This window comes from Paenibacillus algorifonticola, assembly GCF_000971975.1.
Classification (GTDB): Bacteria; Bacillota; Bacilli; order Paenibacillales; family Paenibacillaceae; genus Pristimantibacillus; species Pristimantibacillus algorifonticola.
On the sequence record NZ_LAQO01000019.1, the window covers coordinates 1 to 19,268 of the forward strand.

Below are 19,268 nucleotides of genomic sequence, written 5' to 3' on the forward strand. Positions count from 1 at the left end.
TTTTTCGTTACGTCTATTATTAGGCGTTCCTTAATGCTGTGTCCACTTTTTATTCTAGCTACAGGAAATTCGTTATCGTCCTCATCATCCCGGCAAAATGGTCATTTGCAGTGCATTAGCGGCTCCTGAGTCCGCAGCACGTGCCTTAACCCGTGATCCTGTTAAAATAGCGGCTGCTGTGTCCACCAAGTCGATCTTTGTGGGGGAGTATACCCCTGAAATGAAGAGCATGAAGCTGCCTTTCGGTACGTATATTCACATTCATCTCCGTATAAATTATACAATATCACGGAGTGTAAACGCATGCTCCGATATGCCCTATACAAATAAAACAGGGATGCGAGAAAATCGCATCCCTGTTTTCCATTCGTTTATGTTCCTGCCGAGAAAAAAGCTTTACGCAGGCACAACGCTGCGGATCACGGTTAGGCTGCCGTCCAGCTCATAGCCTCCAAGGCTTGCTGGAAGCAAATAAGCTTGGCCAGCTGCGAGAGCGAGCTCGCCGTCTGCCCATTTCAGCTTGCCGCTGCCTTCGGCAACGATCAAGATGACGAAGCTTGTCGCCGGCGTTTCATAAGCTGCAGTGGAGCGAATGATTCCTTTTTCCACAATAAAATAAGGAGATGAGGCAATGGTCAGCCACTGGCCATCAGCAACGCCTTCGGTAGTCATGCGGCTTGCGCCTGCGCCGTCATAAGCAATGACGTTCAGCGAGTCCTCGATATGCAGGTCGCGCAGCTCGCCATCAAGGCCAAGACGGTCATAGTCATACAGGCGGTAGGTCGTATCGGAATTTTGCTGAATTTCGGCAACGACTACGCCAGCGCACAGCGCATGAACGGTTCCTGCCGGAATGTAAAAGGCATCGCCTGCTTGAACGGGAACCTCCTGCAGCGTATCCATAATGCGTCCTTCAGCGATTGCGGCTTCCATAGCTGCACGGTCTACGCCGTCCTTCAAGCCGTAAATAATCGTAGCGCCTGGCTTGGCATCAAGGATGTACCACATTTCGGTTTTGCCAAGCTCGCCTTCAGGCAATCCTTCGTATGTGTCAGTCGGGTGAACCTGAATCGACAGGTCATCATTGCAATCCAGCAGCTTGATGAGCAGCGGGAAACGGCCATTTTTCTCGGAAAAGCCTTTCGTGCCGAACCACTCGCGGCCATAAGCTTCGCGAATTTCGTCGAGGCCCTTGCCAGCAAGCTCGCCATTTATAACCTTCGTCGTGCCGTTCGGATGGTCGCCGATCATCCAGCCTTCGCCAATCGAGCCTTCCGGCAGCGTGAGTCCAAACTGCTCAAGCGCACGGCCTCCCCAAATACGTTCCTTCATCTCTGGCTGAAATTGCAATGGATATGGTTTAGTCATGACAGTATCTCTCCCTAAGTTAAGTGGTTTTTGCTTCTCATTTGCCTTTTTTCTCTACGCCAAGCAAATACGGTGCTGCCTTCTTGTGGAGCTGACGGTATAGCATAGTGGAGACGGCCACGTCTGGCAGCGCTTCGACCCATTGCTGCACGGCTGCCGCTTCCTCCGCGCCTCCCGGATGACCGGGATAGACGACGCATGTAATGATGCCGCCCGGACGGAGCAGGGCAAGCGCTGCTTCCAGCGCGGCAATTGTAGTCGATGGCTGCGTAATAAGCGACTCATCGCCTCCAGGCAAAAAGCCGAGATTAAACATCACACCGGCTATTTTGCCATGCAGCGCGGCCGGGAGGCAATCCGTCATATGCTCGTGGCTCTGGAGGAAAAGCTGCGTCTCCGCAAGCTTCTCCTTGCCGCTGGCCCGTAAAGCGTCCAGCCGCTCCCGCGTCCGGTCAAGCGCCGCCTGCTGGATGTCGAAGGCGAATACGCTGCCCCGTTCACCAACGAGACGGGCGAGTGCAAGCGTATCAACGCCGCCGCCTGACGTTGCATCGATGACGGCATCTCCGGGCTGTGCCCGTTCGGCCATCCAGCGATGCGCCATGCTGAGAACCGATAAAAATCCCATGCTAGCTGTTCACCCACAGCTTTCCTTGCCAAGTGCCGCGCTGACGCAGCTCGTCGTCTATAGCATTGAGCACTTCCCATTTCTTGAGGCTCCACATCGGGCCGATGAGCAGGTCGCGGGGCGCATCGCCAGTCAGACGGTGGACGATCATCTCTGGTGGCAAAAACTCCAGCGTGTCGCCAATTAGCTTGACGTATTCATCCTTCTCAAGAAAGCGCAGCAGTCCAGCTTCATATTGGCGGACCATTGGCGTCTTGCGCATCAGATGCAGCAGATGGATTTTGATGCCCTGCACATCCATGGCGGCAACGGCGCGTCCGGTGTCCAGCATCATTTCATGCGTTTCCTGCGGCAGCCCGTAAATAATGTGGGCGCACACGCGGATGCCGCGCGCACGCAATCGCTGTACCGCGTCAACATAGCAGGCGGTATCATGCGCCCGGTTAATCAGCTCCGAGGTCGATTCATGAACCGTCTGCAGCCCCATTTCGACCCAGAGGTAGGTGCGTTCATTGAGCTCTGCCAAATAATCGACGACATCGTCCGGCAGACAGTCGGGACGGGTTGCAATCGACAGGCCCACAACGCCGGGCTGCTGTAAAATCACCTCGTAATATTCGCGAAGCTCCTCTACGGGCGCGTAAGTGTTCGTATATGCCTGGAAGTAGCCAATATACTGGGCATCCGGCCATTTTTGATGCTGGCGATCACGGATATTGTTGAACTGGGTAACGAGATCATCACGCCGGCTCCCGGCAAAATCGCCAGATCCGCGCGCGCTGCAGAAGGTGCAGCCGCCTTTGGCAATGGATCCGTCGCGGTTCGGGCATGTGAATCCGGCATCGAGCATGACCTTGAATACTTTGCCTCCGAATTGCTCGCGCATCTCGTAGTTCCATGTATGAAATCTTTTATCGCCCCATAGCAGGGGTTCATTAGTTGCTTCTAATGCGGTTGCTTTTAATGAATTCATTCCGTTCTCCTTCTCTTCTAAAAAGGGTGGTGAAAAAGTCAAGCGAAGTGAAAAGGTCCGGCTGGAGAAACGTAGGCTCGCCTTTGCCCCTAAATTTCAACCGTTTCATCGGCTTATTCAGAGAAATTCAGGGGCAACAGCGATCGGAAGCGGACCTTTTCACGCAGCGCAGAATCTTTTTCACCGCCATTTATTCGCTCCCTCTATTTTAACGAAAAAGCAGGCGGAAAGCCACGCCCGATTATGGGCCAAATGTAAACGTTTCCACGATGCGGAAAACTGGAAATTATTTTTGGGAAAACGAAAAATAGGCTTGCTATACCTTACATGATCTGTTATATTAAAAGTGTGAAAGGACAACAAAAAAACCTAACATAGCTAATTCGTAGCGATTGTCATACAATGTCGTTTGTCTGGAAATAATGAGTTATATTAAACGATGAGGTGATGTCTAATGAGCGAGCAAACTAGAATTCCACATGGCGATGAGAAAGTAACGGTAGAATTAACAGTTAAAGAGCTGATGGCGCTGAGCGGTGTCAGATTCCACAATAATCATCATGTTGAAGTATCTGCACGCAAGAAGCTGAATGAAGCGCTGGAAGAAACGTATGAAATTGATAAGTCCAGTGCTCCGATTGATTATCGCTTGCTGATCTGAGTTGCTCTATTTAGTAGAAGAACCGCGGGGGCGGCCACCCTGCGGTTCTTTTTTTGGCTATCGGCTTTACAAGAAGGGCGATCTTAGGCACAATAAGGACTAGCTTATATGCGGGAGTTGCCTGCCATTCGGGCGGGCCCGCAATTAAATGGAGGATTCAAATACAATGCGATTAAGAGGAAGAAAAGGAATTCGTGAAAGCCTGGAGGCGCAGCCTGAGCTTGTTGTGCTGGATGCCGCCCCGCTTAAAGGGAAATGGCGCGATTTTTTCGGCAATGATAACCCGATTTATGTGGAGCTTGGCATGGGCAAGGGCCGTTTTATTAGTCATATGAGCGCGCGCAATCCGCATATTAATTTTATTGGCGTAGATATGTATGACGAGCTGATTCGCCGCGCAGGCGAGAAGGCGCATGCGATTTGGGCCGAGCAGGGAGTTAGCCATCCGCCTAATTTGGCGCTGCTGCGTGCGAATATCGAGCAAATCGAGACCATGTTTGAGCCTGGCGAGCTTGAGCGCATTCATCTGAATTTCAGCGATCCTTGGCCGAAAGCAAAGCATGCCCGCCGCAGGCTGACGCATCCGCGTTTTCTGGCGAAATATGGTCAGTTGCTGAACGAGCGAGGAGAAATTCATTTTAAGACCGATTCGATGTCGCTGTTTGAGTTTTCACTGAACAGCTTTACGGAGATGGAGCTTCAGCTTCGGAACATTTCACTGCATTTGCATAAGGATGGGCCGCGCGAGGAGCTTGTATTTACCGAATATGAGATGAAATTTATGGACAAGGGCCAGCCGATCTACCGTCTGGAAGCTGTAATTGGCTCAGCGGCACTGGCGAAATTCCGCGAAAACAAGCTGGCGAATGCCCAGCGTGAAGCGGAACAAACCGAAGAGGATGCAGAAACAGAAGACTAGCGTCTAAAACAATGAATCAACAATCCCCGCAGTAAAAAAACGGGCAAAAGCCAAATACAGCTAGGTTACATGGCAGTAACCCAGCTGTATTGTACGGCAAATGCCGTGACCGTGCCTATAAATGCGCCGACAATAACGTCGGAAGGATAATGCAGCCCTAGGTACATCCTCGACCAGCCTACCGAAACGCCTATAATCGCAGCAATCGGAACCGTAATGACCAGCAGGACGCCGCTTGTAAGCACAATAGGGATGAGCCAGGCGAATATCGCCGTCGTATGTCCGGATGGAAATGACGAATCGACAAGCGGTTTGTGGCTCGTGGTCAAGCCTTCAAGCGCTTGATACGGGCGCAGCCTTTTAAACCAGCGTTTGACCACAAATACGGGGAAATGGCTAATGACGACGGTTATGAAGCATTGCCAGCCTGTTGCGTTCCATGGTGATGGAGCGATCAAAGCAAATAGCAGAGAACTGGACAGGGTAAACGTCGCGCCTCCCATATGTGTAATGACGCTGAGCCATTTTCCGAGCCAGCGGTGCAGGCGCTTATGACCACGCCGGCTGTTCGCCCAGACAATGAGCTGCTGCTCGCGCACTCTCAGCCATCCTAACAATTGTTTCATTCAAATCCTCCTGTATAAGTGTGGCGGTTTTCCACTCTAAAGATAGTACCATGTTTTGAGCCCCTGTACGCATACAATTTGTAAAAAATCCAGATTAATGTTCCGTTCATACTGTGTTGATTACCCGATAACATACCTTCCTTACAATAATAGCCGATACCAATCAAGAGTAAAGGCGAAGGAGGCGTATGAATGAGACTCGCGCTTTTTACCGATACCTATGAGCCGGAACGAAATGGCGTTGCCCGTTCGCTTGGCCGCTGGATAGCTTATTTGCAGCGCAGGGGGGTGGAGTGCCTGGTGCTGGCGCCGGAGCGCTCGATATTTGACTCCAAAGCTGCTATGCAGGCAAGCTCTGTGGAGCGTTTTGCCAGCCTGCCGTTTGTTCTCTACCCGGAGTGCCGCCTGGCGCTGCCGAATCCGCTGCATCTTCGCCATGCCCTGCATGAATTTAATCCCACCCTCATACATGTAGCTACCCCATTTAACCTTGGTTTATGTGGCATTCATTACGCCCGCAGGCATCAAATTCCGCTGATCGCATCGTATCACACCAATTTTGATCAATATTTGCCGTTTTATAATTTGCAATGGATGGTAAAGATGTTAAGTAGGTATATGGAATGGTTTCATCACGACTGTAAAAAGATATTTGTGCCTTCCACATCTACGCTGCAGGATTTGACTAGGAAAGGATGGGATGCGGAGCGGCTTTCAGTGTGGAGCCGGGGCATAGACACGAGCTTGTTTCATCCCCGGGTTAACCGGGAGCAATTGCTGGCGCAGCAAGGCATAAATAACGAATGTTTTGTCGTTTTTTATGCAGGAAGGCTTGCTCCGGAGAAAGATGTCGAAACGGCAATTGAGTCTTTCTCCTTATTCCAAAAGCAAACGAATGCACAAGTAAAGCTGGTGCTGGCTGGTGACGGTCCTTCGTCAGAGGCGCTGCAGCAGCAATGCGCAAGAAGCGGCGTAGCTGCAACCTTTCTCGGCTTCCAAACGTCAGAAGAGCTGCAAAGATGGTACGCCGCAGCTGACCTTTTCCTGTTTCCGTCAGCGACGGAAACGTTTGGCAATGTTGTGCTTGAGGCTATGGCATGCGGCACACCTGTCCTTTGTGCGAACAAGGGCGGCGTGCTTGATTCCGTCTCCCACGGGCTGAACGGCATGCTCTGCGAGGCGGGGAGTCCGGCAAGCTTTGCCGCTGCACTTGCGCTTCTGCACAAGGATGAGGAACGTAGAAGAAATTTGGGCATCAGCGCAAGATTGTTCAGTCTTCGCAAGTCTTGGGATACGATTTTTGATGGGCTTCTCGCGGAATGCGAGCGGCAGTCCGCAGCCGGGCGTTCACCAGTCAGTCACATTATGAGATAAATTTAACGGAAACATTTTCGCGTTTTTTATCGTAAGTAAGGACAGAAGTGCTAAAAAATCAGCAAATGGATGAAAATAAGGGTGACGCGCCGCAAAAGGAGGTAATGCAGTCATTGGTTAACCATGGTAGCGCTTTTCCGGCTGGAAAACGCTCAATTGAGCTTTTGACAAAAGGAAGCAATGTGTGGAGAATCAAGTAAGGTCAGGGACGCTTTCAGAAAAGCGCCCGTAAACAAGAGAGATATAAAATAACCGCCTGAACGATGAACGCATGTTTATTGACTGCGCCACTCAATCGGCAAATCAAAAAAAGGGGTCTCAAGGGGGCAGTACCTAAATGTTCAATTCGATTATGTTTGTTGTGCAAATTTTATTTGCAGTGCTTGGCCTGTATCAATTGTTTCTGACGTTTTTTGGATGGCATCGCAGAAAAGAGGATTTGTCGCATAAGCCGCAAAAGTCTTTCGCTTTGCTGATCGCCGCTCATAACGAAGAGCAAGTAGTTGGAGCCTTGATCGAGAATTTGCAAAAAATGAAATACCCACGCGAGCTGTACGATATTTTCGTCATCTGCGACAACTGCACGGACGGAACAGTCGACGTGGTAAAAAGCTATGACGGCGTATACGCCTGCGTCAGAGAAAATCCGAATCAACGCGGTAAAGGCTTCGCGGTGGAATGGATGCTTAAAGAGCTGTGGCAAATGCCGCGCAGCTATGATGGCGTTGCGATTTTCGATGCTGACAATCTCGTAGCAACGGACTTCCTGCAATATATGAACAATGATCTGTGCAATGGCTTCCAGGTTGTACAAGGTTATCTGGATACGAAAAACCCGAATGACTCTTGGGTCAGCTCGGCTAATGCAATCAACTATTGGTTCTGTAACCGTCTATGGCAGCTGCCGCGTACGAATCTCGGGCTTGCGAACTTCCTCGGCGGTACGGGCATGGTGTTTGATTCCAAGCTGCTGCAGGAAATGGGCTGGGGAGCTACGAGCCTTGTCGAGGATTTGGAGTTTACGGTTCGCTGCATTAAACGGGGCATTTACCCGAAATTCAACTTTGAAGCTAAAGTATTCGACGAAAAGCCGATTACATTCCAAGCTTCCGCCCGCCAGCGCCTGCGCTGGATGCAAGGCCACTTTGACGTAACGCGCAAGCATATGCTGCCGCTGCTGTGGCAGGGCATCAAGGATCGCAGCTGGACGAAGATCGATGCGGCGCTGTATGTTTTTAATGCTTACAATTATCTTGCGGGCTTCTGTATTGCCGCTATCGTTTGGGGCGACATCTTCCTTTCGGGAGGAGAGCGGGTAACATCCGTATACAATATGCTTCCGATTTGGGTGTCCATCCCGTATATGCTTTACATTTTCATTCAAATTCCATTGTCTATGTATTTGGCTAAAGTAAACTGGAAGCTGTATCTGCGCATCCCGACGTTCTTGCTTTTCACACTGTCGTGGTGGCCAATTACGGTTCATGCCTTCTTTACGCAAAACAACAAGAAGTGGAGCCATACGCAGCATACCCGCGTCATCCGCTTGGAGGAAGTGCAGAGCAAGCAGCTTTAAAACCGGATTAGTGAATAAGCTGACGGATCATTGTTCCGGCCTCTGTTGCTCGCAGATTTCCTGAATGAACCGACTGAGTCGGTGAAAATTTGCGAGCAAAGGAGGACGCTGACGCTTCTACGCAACGATTCCGTCCGCTTCGCACCGTTATTCACATTATGATTTTAAAAGTGTTGACACTGAACTTTTGGTTGTGATATAGTAAGTCGGTAGTGTTTAGGAAACAATTTATGAAATACTGTAACGCACAAGCAGAAGCACCCGCTTCTCACCTTTCGGCTCGCGCTGACCGGTTTGCGATAATCGACTAAGCTTATCTTTTGCGTCTCCTTGTGAGATGAAGGGAATAGCAGCAAACAACGGTTATGGGATGCGGGTTCAATTGAGCCTGTATCCCTTTTATTTTGCAAGTATACTCTTTTGGAGGTGGCACGTTATTAGCAGAGAACATCAAATCAATGATGAAATCCGGGCCAGAGAAGTACGTTTAGTTGGTGCGGAAGGTGAGCAAATCGGTATTAAACCAATTCGCGATGCCTTGCAAATGGCCATAGATTTAAACCTGGATCTGGTGAACGTAGCACCGACGGCTAAACCGCCGGTATGCCGGATTATGGATTACGGAAAATTCCGCTATGAGCAGCAAAAGAAAGAAAAAGAAGCCCGGAAAAACCAAAAGATCGTTGATCTTAAGGAAGTTTGGTTCCGTGCAAACATTGATGAGCACGATTATCAAACGAAATACCGCAATGTTGTAAAGTTTTTGGGTGAAGGCGATAAAGTTAAAGCTTCTGTCCGGTTCCGCGGTCGTGAAATTGCGCACGCGTCGCTTGGTCAAAAGATTTTGGATCGTCTCGCTCAAGAGGTTGCCGAAATATGCAGCGTAGAACGCGCTCCTAAGCTGGAAGGCCGGAGCATGATTATGATTTTGGCACCAAAAAGCAACACTTAATTTAAGGGAGGATAATTGACATGCCGAAAATGAAAACACACAGCAGTCTGAAAGACCGTTTCAAAATTACGGGTACTGGTAAAGTAAAGCGGTATAAAGCTTACAAAAACCACTTGCTTTCCCACAAATCCGGACGCCAGAAGCGCGTTCTTGCTGGTCAACCACTGATGGCTGCTGGCGACGTTAAACGCCTGCAACAAGGTCTTAACAATCTTAAATAAGCACGTTTTGCAATAAATACTAATTAGAAACTTTCAGGAGGTCAATACTCATGGCAAGAGTTAAAGGCGGATTTGTCCGCACTCGTCGTCGCAAAAGAATTTTGAAACTGGCAAAAGGTTATTTCGGTTCGAAGCATCGCCTGTTTAAAACAGCGAAGGAGCAAGTAGGCAAGTCCTTGATGTATGCTTACCGCGATCGTCGCAACAAAAAACGTGACATCCGCAGACTGTGGATCGTTCGTATCAATGCAGCAGCTCGTATCAACGGTCTGTCGTACAGCAAATTCATGTACGGTTTGAAACTTGCTGGCGTTGAAGTAAACCGCAAAATCCTTGCTGACCTGGCTGTTAACGATATCGCTTCGTTCAACTCCCTTGCTGGCGTGGCTAAACAAAAAATCAACGCTTAGTAACTGAAGCGTTATAGATGAGGCTGTCCCTTAGGGGGCAGCCTCATTATGATTTATAAAGCTTCCCGGCTCCAGCTAGAGAATCGTATATTCAAGCGTCCAATTCCGGCGGCAGAGGACAAACAAACAGGCGGCTACCTCTTTCCTGAATAAACTAAAGAACAACGGGAAAGGAGGGATTTTGCATGGGTAACATTACCAAAGAGCAGGTGCGCAAGCTCGCGGGCAAATCCATCTATGCAGTGCGCAAGGACGGCTCTGTCGTCACGGGCAAGCTCGTTCGCATCCAGGGCAACAAGCTGACGCTTGCGCCAATTGGCAAAGGCAGAGGCAAGCCGGTCAAAACAAAGGCGCTGCTGCCCCTAGTTCTGTTTGATTTGCTGGCAATCGGTACACTTCCATTCTTCGGAGCTGGCTTCGGAGGCGGCTATGGAGGCTACGGTGGAGGATATGGCGGCGGTTACGGAGGCGGCTATGGTGGAGGAAAATGCTGTCCGAACCAAGGCTACAACTATGGTGGCTACTACTAAGTATTTAGCGGCATAGGGCTGCTGTTTTCGGTGTTAAGCAAGCCTTTAATCATTTCGTAGCAGCGAAGCTCGGGATAATATCGAATGGTCTGATATCCGAGCTTCGCATAAAAATGGTGGGCCTTGCCGTTGATTTGATCAACGAACAGGCGAGCCATCGTACAGGAAGCTGCCAAGCCATAGGCTTCGGCTGCCGCCATCAGTTTTCTTCCGCAATGACGGTTGCGATGCTCGGGGTGTACAGCAAGCATGGAAAACATCAGAATGTCGCGGGCCGTTTCAAAATGGATAAAGCCATAGGGTTTGGCTGTTTTTCCTGCTGCCGCCACATAGGTTACGCCGCGGCGAAGGCGAAGAGGCAGCTCGCGAATGACTTTAGCGTCATGTTGATGAGTCGTCCATGATAATGGCATAAGCTCTGCCTTGATGAGCCTGATGATTTCTTCATCATCGGTACGGGCGTTGCGCTCTCGTATCATTAAGATCATTCCTGACTGCATGAGTTTGCCTAATGCTGGCTATGCTAATATATGAAGCGAGGCTTTGTCGCGCGCCCTATTTTTGCTAAAAAGCTATTACGGTTTCTTCTTGACTAACGAATGATGTCAGCTTATAATAAAGAAAGTCTTATTCAAACATATGTCATCAGCAATGATGAGGACGAAGTGTTAAGGGCTCTTTTGTTCAGAGAGCGGATGGATCAGCTGCAACCATCGCCAAAACCCCTTTTCTACGAGCTCACCTCGGAGCTGTTTTCCTGAAAAGCACGTCAAGTGGTTATTAGGGAAAATCGCAGGGCACGCGTTACAGTGCTAAAGGTATGGACGGTCAGTGCGCACACGTTCTTACCTGTGGAGGTTATACATCGCAAGATGTGTAACGAATTTGGGTGGTACCACGGAAGTTAAACCTTTCGTCCCTCGATGCTTCTTCTAGAAGCAGGAGGAACGAAAGGTTTTTTTGTTGTTTTCGAGAGGAGGATGACCGATGGTCACGCAAAATGCAACACTGAAGTCAAAAGAAGAATTAATGGAGAAGCTGAGGCAGCCAGAAGTAATTACGGGTTCTGAAATTTTACTTCGCAGCTTGGTGCTGGAAGGCGTCGATTGCGTATTCGGGTATCCGGGTGGCGCAGTGTTGTACATTTACGATGCGATGCACGGTTTCTCTGATTTCAACCATCTGCTTACCCGCCATGAGCAGGGCGCGATTCACGCGGCCGACGGTTACGCCCGCGCAAGCGGCAAAGTAGGGGTATGTATTGCAACCTCTGGTCCTGGCGCGACGAATCTGGTAACGGGTATTGCTACTGCTTATATGGATTCGGTGCCTATGGTCGTTATTACGGGCAATGTTATGTCGAGTCTGATTGGAACCGATGCGTTCCAGGAAGCTGATATTACAGGTATTACGATGCCGATTACGAAGCACAGCTATCTGGTACGGGATGTAGATGATCTGGCCCGTATTATTCATGAAGCTTTCCATATTGCTAATACAGGACGCAAAGGACCTGTTCTTATTGATATACCGAAAGACATTTCCGCTAATAAGACGCTGTTCAAGCCGGTAACGGAAGTCAGCATTCGCGGTTATAATCCAACTGTATCGCCGAACAAGCTGCAGGTGGACAAAATGATTAAAGCCATCACGGAAGCGGAGCGTCCGCTTATCCTTGCAGGCGGCGGCGTTATTTACTCCGGCGCGCATGAAGAACTGCATGAATTCGTGAAGAAAACCGATATTCCGATTACGACAACGCTGCTCGGTCTTGGGGCATTCCCAAGCGGAGAAGATTTGTTCCTGGGCATGCCGGGTATGCATGGCACCTTTACAGCGAACAAATCGATTCAGAAAGCGGATTTGCTGATCAATATCGGCGCTCGTTTTGATGATCGGGTAACGGGCAAGCTGTCTGGCTTCGCACCATATGCGAAGATCATTCATATTGATATCGACCCTGCCGAAATCGGCAAAAACGTTCCAACTGACATTCCGATTGTAGGCGACGTGAAGACGGTGCTGCAAATTGCGAATTTGCAGGCTAAGCGTGCAGACAAAGCGGATGCATGGCGTGCAGAGCTGCTGGCTTCGAAAGCGCAATATCCGTTCAGATACAAGGATTCGGAAGATGAGCTTAAGCCGCAATGGGTCGTGGAAATGCTGCACGAGACGACGAACGGCGATGCCATTGTAACAACGGACGTTGGCCAGCATCAAATGTGGGCAGCACAGTTTTACAAGTTCAACAAACCGCGCTCGTGGGTAACCTCTGGCGGCCTTGGAACGATGGGCTTTGGTTTCCCTTCGGCAATCGGCGCTCAGATGGCGAACCCTGACCGACTTGTTATTTCAATCAACGGCGATGGCGGCATGCAGATGTGTGCGCAGGAGCTGGCGATTTGTGCAATCAACAACATTCCGGTCAAGGTTGTTATTTTGAACAATCAGGTACTGGGAATGGTGCGCCAGTGGCAGGAGCTGATTTACGATAATCGCTACAGCCATATTGACCTTTCGGGCAGCCCTGACTTTGTGAAGCTGTCGGAAGCATACGGTGTGAAGGGCTTCCGCGCGACGAACAAGGAAGAAGCAAAAGCAGTATGGGAAGAGGCACTGCGTCACCCTGGTCCTGCAGTTGTGGAGTTTGTCGTTCGCAAAGAAGAAAATGTATACCCGATGGTCGCACAGGGTAGCACGATCGACGAAATGATCATGGGGGATGCGGAATGAAGAAACATACAATCGCAGTAATCGTTAACGACCAGCCTGGCGTTTTGCAGCGTGTGTCCGGTTTGTTCGGCCGCCGCGGCTTCAATATTGAGAGCATCACAGTGGGTACGAGCGAAGAGGTTGGCCTGTCCCGCATGGTCATCGTCACAACAGGCGATGAGCAGACGCTTGAGCAAATTACGAAGCAGCTTTATAAGCTTATTGATGTTATTAAAGTCATTCACCTTAGCTCTAACCCAATTGTTGCCCGCGAGCTGGCGCTTATTAAGGTAAGCGCCGAGCCTGCGGCGCGTCCGGAAATTTTCGGCGTAGTCGAAACATTCCGCGCAGCAGTTGTGGACATTGGCACTCATTCCGTTATGGTACAGGTTGTTGGCGATACCGAGAAAATTGATGCAATGGTGGAATTGCTGGGGCCTTACGGCATTCGCGAGCTGTCCCGTACCGGTGTAACGGCGCTGAACCGCGGCAACAGCCGCTAACGTTCGGACGCAACCTTTTATCAAAAATATAGATTCACCCCGCTTTGAGCGGGAGTTTAAGCGGAGAACCGCGGTTAATCGCGTCATTCTCTACTTAAACACCCGTTCAAAAGGGTCAAAATAAAGGAGGCAATTATTCACATGGCAGTTACATTGTATTATGAAAAAGACGCTGATCAAAGCGTACTTCAAGGTAAAACGATCGCAGTAATCGGTTACGGAAGCCAAGGTCACGCACAAGCGCAAAACCTTCGCGACAGCGGACTTAAAGTTATCATCGGTCTTCGCCTAGGTAAATCCGCTGACGCAGCGAAAAAAGACGGTTTCGAAGTATTGACCGTTGCTGAAGCAACTAAAGTAGCAGACGTTGTTCAAATTCTGCTGCCTGACGAAACTCAAGCACAAGTATACAACGAGGAAATCGCACCGAACCTGAAAAAAGGCGCGGCTCTGATGTTCTCCCACGGCTTCAACATTCACTTCGGCCAAATCAAGCCAAGCAAAGATACAGACGTATTCCTGGTTGCTCCTAAATCGCCAGGCCACATGGTTCGCCGTACGTATGAAGAAGGCTTTGGCGTACCGGGCTTGATCGCGATCGAGCAAGATGCTTCCGGCAATGCAAAAGCAATCGGTCTTGCTTATGCTAAAGGTATCGGCTGTACTCGTGCAGGCGTTATCGAAACAACGTTCAAAGAAGAAACCGAAACAGACTTGTTCGGTGAGCAAGCTGTTCTTTGCGGCGGCGCTTCCGCGCTTGTACAAGCTGGTTTTGAAACGCTTGTTGAAGCTGGCTACGCTCCAGAAATGGCTTACTTCGAGTGCTTGCACGAGTTGAAGCTGATCGTTGACATGATGTATGAAGGCGGAATTTCCTCGATGCGTGATTCCATCTCCAACACAGCTGAATACGGCGACTATGTAACAGGTCCTCGCATTGTAACAGCTGAAACGAAAAAAGAAATGAAGCGCGTATTGGAAGATATCCAATCCGGCCGTTTCGCACGCGATTTCATCCTGGAAAACAAATCAGGACAAGCGATGATGAACGCTACTCGCCGCAACGAGGCAGCTCATCCAATCGAGCAAACAGGCAAACAGCTTCGTGAGCTTATGCACTGGATCAAGAAGTAATATATTTTAACTAGGGCGTATCTTCAAATAGGTGTTTAACCTTGCGAAGATGCGCCCCCATAGCATGAAGCGATGAAGAAATAATTCCGGTTCACCGGCAGAGGAGCTGCGCGCAGGCGCAGTCTAAAGCTGTCCGTGCGTACCGGGATCATTCTGTTCCCGGAGGTGCAAGGAAAATGCGTAAAATTTATATTTTTGACACAACATTGCGTGATGGGGAGCAGTCTCCAGGCGTTAACCTGAACACGAAGGAAAAGGTGGAAATCGCGCTCCAACTGGAAAAGCTGGGCGTTGACCGGATTGAAGCTGGTTTTCCTGCGGCATCGCCCGGTGATTTGGCAGCGGTTAATGCGGTAGCGACAGCTATCAAAAATGCAACGATTATCGGCCTGTCGCGCTCGCGCGAGCAGGATATTGACGCGGTGCGTGAAGCGCTTAAAGGCGCGCAGGACCCGTGCATCCATCTATTCCTGGCGACAAGCCCAATTCACCGCAAGCACAAGCTGCGGATGGAGAAGGAGCAAGTGCTGGAAACAGCAGAGCGCGCTATTCGTTATGCGAAGAAATATTTTGATAAAGTCGAATTCTCGCCTGAAGATGCTGGGCGCACAGAGCTTGATTTCCTTTGCGAAGTAACGGATATGGCGATTCGCGCGGGAGCGACAGTCGTTAATATTCCGGATACCGTCGGTTATTTGAATCCGCAGGAATTCGGCAACATCTTCAAAACGCTGAAGCAAAACGTTCCGAACATCGAAACGATCCAACTCAGCGCGCATTGCCATGATGATCTGGGCATGGCAACAGCCAATGCGCTGTCTGCTATACTTAATGGCGCCGATCAAGTAGAGGGCACGATTAACGGTATCGGCGAACGTGCCGGAAATACCGCGATCGAGGAAATTGCCCTTGCGCTTGCAACGCGTGCTGATTATTTTGGCGCGACAACGACGCTAAACCTGAAAGAAATTGCCAAGACGAGCCGTCTGGTCAGCAAGCTGACGGGCATGGTTGTACCAGGCAATAAAGCGATTGTTGGCGCCAACGCCTTCGCGCATGAGTCCGGCATTCATCAGGACGGCATGCTTAAGGAAAAAACGACGTATGAAATCATTTCGCCGGATACAATCGGTCTAAGAGAGTCTTCGCTCGTACTGGGCAAGCACTCCGGCCGTCACGCATTCCGCGAGAAGCTGATTGATATGGGCTATGAGCTGGATGAAGAAGCGGTTAACGTGGCCTTCGCCAAGTTCAAAAACTTAGCTGATCGCAAAAAGAATGTCACCGACGAAGATATTCGTGCCTTTCTGGAAGAAAAGCTCGTTGATACGCCGGAAGTATTCACGCTTGAGACGATTCAAGTGAGCTACGGCAACCAATCGACGCCTAGCGCTTCGGTTATTATCCGTCAAGCGGATGGAAGCGTTAGCGAAGGAACAGCGGAAGGCAATGGCTCGGTCGATGCGATTTACAATGCGATCGATAAAGTGACTGCTGAAGCTGTAGAGCTTGAGGATTATTCGATCAAATCGGTATCCCAAGGCAAGGATGCGCTTGGTGAGGTGCATGTTGTGCTGAACCAAAATGAAGTATCTGCGCAAGGCCGCGGCCTTAGCACAGATATTTTGGAAGCGAGCGCACGCGCCTACATCGATGCGCTCAACCGACTCATTGAGAAACGCAAATCGCCAGGCCGTCGCGATAAAATGAGCTTGATTTAGTTAGCTTAGGGGGAGCGAAAGCTCCTCCTTTATTTAAATATAAGAAAGTATATGCTTTGCCATACTTGTTCTTCTATTTCTCGGACTGAAACGCGCCGCGCCACCAAAGGACGGCGACAGCCGTTTCACCTTGAAATATAAGAAAGTATATGTTTTGCCATACTTGTTCTTCTATTTCTCGGACTGAAACGCGCCGCACCGCCAAAGGATGGCGACAGCCGTTTCACCTTGAAATATAAGAAAGTATATGTTTTGCCATACTTGTTCTTCTATTTCTCGGACTGAAACGCGCCGCGCCGCCAAAGGACGGCGACCGCCGTTTCACCTTGCGTTCTGCCATGCGGCATATGCGTGTCCAATAGCCTTTATAAGCATTGCCTATAAAGACCATAGATTTTATATCTTTGTTTTCGGCACTGAAATATGGTACAAATGATAACAGAATGAGAATAGCTCATCCGAGCTCAAAAATAAGGAGTGTTACACAACAATGTCAGAAGTTAAAAAAATTGCAGTAGTTGCCGGCGACGGTATTGGTCCAGAGGTCGTAGGCGAAGCGCTTAAAGTATTGAAAAAAGTAGAAGAGCTTTTCGGCTATCAGTTCGAAACCGAGCACGGTCTGTTCGGCGGTATTGCGATTGATGAGAAAGGAACGCCATTGCCGCAAGAGACGCTTGATCTTTGTAAAAATGCTGACGCTGTATTGCTCGGTGCTGTTGGCGGCCCGAAATGGGACAACAACTCCAAGGAGCTTCGTCCAGAAACTGGCCTTCTCGGCATTCGCAAAGCGCTGGGCCTGTTCTCCAACATTCGTCCGGCAACTGTATTTGACTGCTTGAAGGAAGCTTCCACGCTTAAGCCTGAAGTGCTGGAAGGCACTGACCTGATCGTTGTGCGCGAGCTGACTGGCGGCATCTACTTCGGCGAGAAATTCCGTCGTGAAGGTGCTGGCGGCGAAGAAGCGGTTGATACTTGCGTATATAATGTACAAGAGATTGAGCGTATCGTTCGCCAAGCGTTCGACATTGCGATGACTCGCAGCAAACGTCTGGCTTCCGTTGATAAAGCAAACGTGCTGGAAACTTCCCGCCTGTGGCGTGAAGTCGTTAACCGGATTGCTCCTGAATACCCAGAGGTTGAGCTGGAGCATGTGCTTGTAGACAACTGCGCGATGCAATTGCTGCGTCGTCCATCGAGCTTTGACGTTATCGTAACGGAAAACATGTTTGGCGATATTTTGAGCGATGAAGCAGCTATGCTGACTGGTTCCATCGGCATGCTTTCCTCCGCTTCGCTGGGCGAAGGCAGCTTTGGCCTTTACGAGCCGGTACACGGTTCCGCTCCTGACATTGCTGGGCAAGGCATCTCGAACCCAATCGCAACGATTCTTTCGGTAGCGTTGATGTTCCGTCTGACTTTCGGCTACCACGATGCAGCGCAAGCGATCGAGGATGCTGTTAAAGAGGTGCTGGATGCAGGACACCGTACAGGCGATATCGCGGTCGATAAGAGCAAAGCTATCGGCACAACGGCAATGGGCGATTTGATCATTGCAGCGCTGAAAAAATCTTAATTATAATAATTACAAAAAAATATTAAATACAATCTTGACTTCAATATAATCTAGTGATAATATTTATCAATAGATAGCGATATTCACCGATGTTAATGCATCGATACATGCTCATCATTAAAACTCAAGGAGGATTTCAAATTATGGCAGAACGTTTGGTAGGTTACCCGGCTCCAGATTTCACAGCAGAAACAGCAATCGGTGATGGTTCAGGTTTCGGCAAAGCATCCCTTGCAGACTACAAAGGCAAATGGTTGGTATTGTTCTTCTATCCACTTGACTTCACTTTTGTTTGCCCGACTGAAATTACAGCTTTGAGCCTTGCTGCTGCTGAGTTCAAGAAGCTCAACACTGAAATTCTTGGTGTGAGCGTAGACAGCCAGCACAGCCACAAAGCATGGATTAATACATCCGTTAACGATAATGGTCTTGGCAAGCTTGAGTTCCCTCTTGCTGCTGATATCACGAAAAAAATCGCTAAAGATTATGGCGTTCTGATTGAAGAAGAAGGTATCGCGCTTCGCGGCCTGTTCATCATCGATCCAGAAGGCGAAGTAAAATACCAAGTCGTTAACCATAACGATGTTGGCCGCAGCGTAGATGAAACGCTTCGTGTATTGCAAGCTTTGCAATCCGGCGGACTTTGCCCAATGAACTGGAAACCAGGTCAGCAAACGCTGTCTGTTTAATCCAAAATTGCTTTTCTTTAGCAGAAGCTAAGACGAAGAGTCCGTGCCAAATATTGGCGCGGGCTTTTCTATTTCGCAAAAAGCAGGAATTGTACGTATGTAAAGCGAATAAGTTTATGTCAAACGAAACGTGCTTGCTGCGAACTGGCAACAGCTAAGGAGGTCGTCGTCGATGAGTTTTTGTTGTGGAGCTAGTATGATTGGTACCAAAGGGACATTAAAGCATTTTCGGACACATATCCATAACGTGCCTATTCTGTTCTGCCCGGTATGCAACCGTGTGGAAATTCACCACTTGGTAGAAAATGAGTATGAAATATTGGCTGAATACGCACATGGAGACGGCGCCGCTGAGGTTGATTTTCAGGAGTATGTGGAGCAAGAGGGCAAGGAACTGCTGGAAAACTGCGTGAATCATGAAAGTGAAGATCCGATGGATGTCGTACTGAGCCAAATTGACATATCGCTTGATTTGCTCAGCTTTGCGAAACAAATTGACGACATCGCATGGCAAGGTGAATTAAAGAAGCGTCTGGCTATATTAAGCAGCCGGCGCAATAAGCTTAAAGAGCGGCGAACATCAGTCTAAAATGAATCATTTTATGAAATGTGGCCTCCGCTTGGGGGCTTTTTCATTTTTCTCATAAATTTCGGGGCCTACCCCCTTAAGCGAAACAGATTGACCGAAACCTATGAAT

At 49.3% G+C, this 19,268-nt stretch carries 20 protein-coding genes; 15 read left to right on the top strand and 5 right to left on the bottom strand.

What is annotated here, in order from left to right; genetic code table 11:
• Positions 1-396: 396 nt before the first annotated feature.
• From WH37_RS22870 to mnmL, 3 genes are read right to left on the bottom strand one after another with little or no spacing between them, the layout of a single operon-like run.
• Positions 397-1,368, bottom strand: coding sequence for a type I phosphomannose isomerase catalytic subunit (locus WH37_RS22870; RefSeq protein ID WP_046232955.1), 972 nt, complete (start codon positions 1,366-1,368; stop codon positions 397-399).
• A gap of 37 nt (positions 1,369-1,405) precedes the next feature.
• Positions 1,406-1,996, bottom strand: a complete 591-nt coding sequence (mnmM, locus tag WH37_RS22875) for a tRNA 5-(aminomethyl)-2-thiouridylate-methyltransferase MnmM (protein ID WP_046232956.1) — start codon at positions 1,994-1,996, stop codon at positions 1,406-1,408.
• 1 nt (position 1,997) lies between these two features.
• Positions 1,998-2,969, bottom strand: a complete 972-nt coding sequence (gene mnmL, locus WH37_RS22880) for a tRNA modification radical SAM protein MnmL/YtqA (RefSeq protein WP_046232957.1) — start codon at positions 2,967-2,969, stop codon at positions 1,998-2,000.
• A 454-nt stretch (positions 2,970-3,423) separates the two neighbouring features.
• On the opposite strand from mnmL, the gene WH37_RS22885 reads away from it, so the two are divergent.
• Both WH37_RS22885 and trmB read left to right on the top strand, forming a co-directional pair.
• On the top strand, positions 3,424-3,630 hold the full coding sequence (locus tag WH37_RS22885; RefSeq protein ID WP_046232958.1) for a hypothetical protein: 207 nt from the start codon (positions 3,424-3,426) through the stop codon (positions 3,628-3,630).
• A 166-nt stretch (positions 3,631-3,796) separates the two neighbouring features.
• Positions 3,797-4,549, top strand: a complete 753-nt coding sequence (gene trmB, locus WH37_RS22890; RefSeq protein WP_046232959.1) for a tRNA (guanosine(46)-N7)-methyltransferase TrmB — start codon at positions 3,797-3,799, stop codon at positions 4,547-4,549.
• Positions 4,550-4,614: 65 nt separating this feature from the next.
• Here the strand turns inward: trmB and WH37_RS22895 are convergent, their stop codons facing one another.
• Complete coding sequence (locus WH37_RS22895) at positions 4,615-5,175, bottom strand: phosphatase PAP2 family protein (RefSeq protein ID WP_046232960.1); 561 nt, start codon at positions 5,173-5,175, stop codon at positions 4,615-4,617.
• A 192-nt stretch (positions 5,176-5,367) separates the two neighbouring features.
• Here WH37_RS22895 and WH37_RS22900 point away from each other — a divergent pair, with 192 nt between their 5' ends.
• The 6 genes from WH37_RS22900 to WH37_RS22925 all read left to right on the top strand — a co-directional run bounded on the left by WH37_RS22900 (position 5,368) and on the right by WH37_RS22925 (position 10,238).
• The gene (locus WH37_RS22900; RefSeq protein WP_046232961.1) at positions 5,368-6,549 is read left to right on the top strand and encodes a glycosyltransferase family 4 protein; all 1,182 of its coding nucleotides are present in this window, start codon (positions 5,368-5,370) and stop codon (positions 6,547-6,549) included.
• 337 nt (positions 6,550-6,886) lie between these two features.
• The gene (locus tag WH37_RS22905; RefSeq protein ID WP_046232962.1) at positions 6,887-8,125 is read left to right on the top strand and encodes a glycosyltransferase family 2 protein; all 1,239 of its coding nucleotides are present in this window, start codon (positions 6,887-6,889) and stop codon (positions 8,123-8,125) included.
• Between the two features lie 370 nt (positions 8,126-8,495).
• Positions 8,496-9,077: a translation initiation factor IF-3 gene (gene infC, locus WH37_RS22910; protein ID WP_231594339.1), complete on the top strand. Its 582-nt coding sequence runs from the start codon at positions 8,496-8,498 to the stop codon at positions 9,075-9,077.
• Between the two features lie 20 nt (positions 9,078-9,097).
• Entirely contained in the window at positions 9,098-9,298 is a 201-nt protein-coding gene (gene rpmI / locus WH37_RS22915) for a 50S ribosomal protein L35 (protein ID WP_046232963.1), read from the top strand.
• A 50-nt stretch (positions 9,299-9,348) separates the two neighbouring features.
• The gene (rplT, locus tag WH37_RS22920) at positions 9,349-9,708 is read left to right on the top strand and encodes a 50S ribosomal protein L20 (RefSeq protein ID WP_046232964.1); all 360 of its coding nucleotides are present in this window, start codon (positions 9,349-9,351) and stop codon (positions 9,706-9,708) included.
• Between the two features lie 185 nt (positions 9,709-9,893).
• A complete protein-coding gene (locus WH37_RS22925; protein ID WP_046232965.1) occupies positions 9,894-10,238 on the top strand; it encodes a hypothetical protein in 345 nt (114 codons plus the stop codon).
• On the opposite strand, the gene WH37_RS22930 is transcribed toward WH37_RS22925, so the two are convergent.
• Positions 10,235-10,717 (bottom strand): GNAT family N-acetyltransferase, encoded by a 483-nt coding sequence (locus WH37_RS22930; protein ID WP_046232966.1) that lies wholly within the window; start codon positions 10,715-10,717, stop codon positions 10,235-10,237. The two genes, WH37_RS22925 and WH37_RS22930, sit on opposite strands and share 4 nt — an antisense overlap.
• A gap of 508 nt (positions 10,718-11,225) precedes the next feature.
• On the opposite strand from WH37_RS22930, the gene ilvB reads away from it, so the two are divergent.
• The 7 genes from ilvB (at position 11,226) to WH37_RS22965 (ending at position 19,159) form a co-directional block, all read left to right on the top strand.
• Positions 11,226-12,971 (top strand): biosynthetic-type acetolactate synthase large subunit, encoded by a 1,746-nt coding sequence (gene ilvB / locus WH37_RS22935; RefSeq protein ID WP_046232967.1) that lies wholly within the window; start codon positions 11,226-11,228, stop codon positions 12,969-12,971.
• Complete coding sequence (gene ilvN / locus WH37_RS22940) at positions 12,968-13,453, top strand: acetolactate synthase small subunit (protein ID WP_046232968.1); 486 nt, start codon at positions 12,968-12,970, stop codon at positions 13,451-13,453. The genes ilvB and ilvN overlap by 4 nt, the downstream gene beginning before the upstream one ends.
• A gap of 141 nt (positions 13,454-13,594) precedes the next feature.
• Positions 13,595-14,587 (top strand): ketol-acid reductoisomerase, encoded by a 993-nt coding sequence (gene ilvC / locus WH37_RS22945; RefSeq protein WP_046232969.1) that lies wholly within the window; start codon positions 13,595-13,597, stop codon positions 14,585-14,587.
• A 176-nt stretch (positions 14,588-14,763) separates the two neighbouring features.
• The gene (locus tag WH37_RS22950) at positions 14,764-16,308 is read left to right on the top strand and encodes a 2-isopropylmalate synthase (RefSeq protein ID WP_046232970.1); all 1,545 of its coding nucleotides are present in this window, start codon (positions 14,764-14,766) and stop codon (positions 16,306-16,308) included.
• Between the two features lie 490 nt (positions 16,309-16,798).
• Positions 16,799-17,881 (top strand): 3-isopropylmalate dehydrogenase, encoded by a 1,083-nt coding sequence (gene leuB, locus WH37_RS22955; protein WP_046232971.1) that lies wholly within the window; start codon positions 16,799-16,801, stop codon positions 17,879-17,881.
• Between the two features lie 143 nt (positions 17,882-18,024).
• Positions 18,025-18,570 carry a peroxiredoxin gene (locus WH37_RS22960; RefSeq protein WP_046232972.1) on the top strand — a complete coding sequence of 182 codons (546 nt, stop codon included), beginning with the start codon at positions 18,025-18,027 and terminating at the stop codon, positions 18,568-18,570.
• Positions 18,571-18,742: 172 nt separating this feature from the next.
• Positions 18,743-19,159 carry a hypothetical protein gene (locus WH37_RS22965; RefSeq protein WP_046232973.1) on the top strand — a complete coding sequence of 139 codons (417 nt, stop codon included), beginning with the start codon at positions 18,743-18,745 and terminating at the stop codon, positions 19,157-19,159.
• The last annotated feature ends 109 nt before the right edge of the window (positions 19,160-19,268 follow it).

Coding starts and splice junctions, on each gene's coding strand:
- WH37_RS22870 (WP_046232955.1), bottom strand. CDS start 1,368: ATGACTAAACCATATCCATTGCAATTTCAGCCAGAGATGAAGGAACGT.
- mnmM (WP_046232956.1), bottom strand. CDS start 1,996: ATGGGATTTTTATCGGTTCTCAGCATGGCGCATCGCTGGATGGCCGAA.
- mnmL (WP_046232957.1), bottom strand. CDS start 2,969: ATGAATTCATTAAAAGCAACCGCATTAGAAGCAACTAATGAACCCCTG.
- WH37_RS22885 (WP_046232958.1), top strand. CDS start 3,424: ATGAGCGAGCAAACTAGAATTCCACATGGCGATGAGAAAGTAACGGTA.
- trmB (WP_046232959.1), top strand. CDS start 3,797: ATGCGATTAAGAGGAAGAAAAGGAATTCGTGAAAGCCTGGAGGCGCAG.
- WH37_RS22895 (WP_046232960.1), bottom strand. CDS start 5,175: ATGAAACAATTGTTAGGATGGCTGAGAGTGCGCGAGCAGCAGCTCATT.
- WH37_RS22900 (WP_046232961.1), top strand. CDS start 5,368: ATGAGACTCGCGCTTTTTACCGATACCTATGAGCCGGAACGAAATGGC.
- WH37_RS22905 (WP_046232962.1), top strand. CDS start 6,887: ATGTTCAATTCGATTATGTTTGTTGTGCAAATTTTATTTGCAGTGCTT.
- infC (WP_231594339.1), top strand. CDS start 8,496: ATGCGGGTTCAATTGAGCCTGTATCCCTTTTATTTTGCAAGTATACTC.
- rpmI (WP_046232963.1), top strand. CDS start 9,098: ATGCCGAAAATGAAAACACACAGCAGTCTGAAAGACCGTTTCAAAATT.
- rplT (WP_046232964.1), top strand. CDS start 9,349: ATGGCAAGAGTTAAAGGCGGATTTGTCCGCACTCGTCGTCGCAAAAGA.
- WH37_RS22925 (WP_046232965.1), top strand. CDS start 9,894: ATGGGTAACATTACCAAAGAGCAGGTGCGCAAGCTCGCGGGCAAATCC.
- WH37_RS22930 (WP_046232966.1), bottom strand. CDS start 10,717: ATGATACGAGAGCGCAACGCCCGTACCGATGATGAAGAAATCATCAGG.
- ilvB (WP_046232967.1), top strand. CDS start 11,226: ATGGTCACGCAAAATGCAACACTGAAGTCAAAAGAAGAATTAATGGAG.
- ilvN (WP_046232968.1), top strand. CDS start 12,968: ATGAAGAAACATACAATCGCAGTAATCGTTAACGACCAGCCTGGCGTT.
- ilvC (WP_046232969.1), top strand. CDS start 13,595: ATGGCAGTTACATTGTATTATGAAAAAGACGCTGATCAAAGCGTACTT.
- WH37_RS22950 (WP_046232970.1), top strand. CDS start 14,764: ATGCGTAAAATTTATATTTTTGACACAACATTGCGTGATGGGGAGCAG.
- leuB (WP_046232971.1), top strand. CDS start 16,799: ATGTCAGAAGTTAAAAAAATTGCAGTAGTTGCCGGCGACGGTATTGGT.
- WH37_RS22960 (WP_046232972.1), top strand. CDS start 18,025: ATGGCAGAACGTTTGGTAGGTTACCCGGCTCCAGATTTCACAGCAGAA.
- WH37_RS22965 (WP_046232973.1), top strand. CDS start 18,743: ATGAGTTTTTGTTGTGGAGCTAGTATGATTGGTACCAAAGGGACATTA.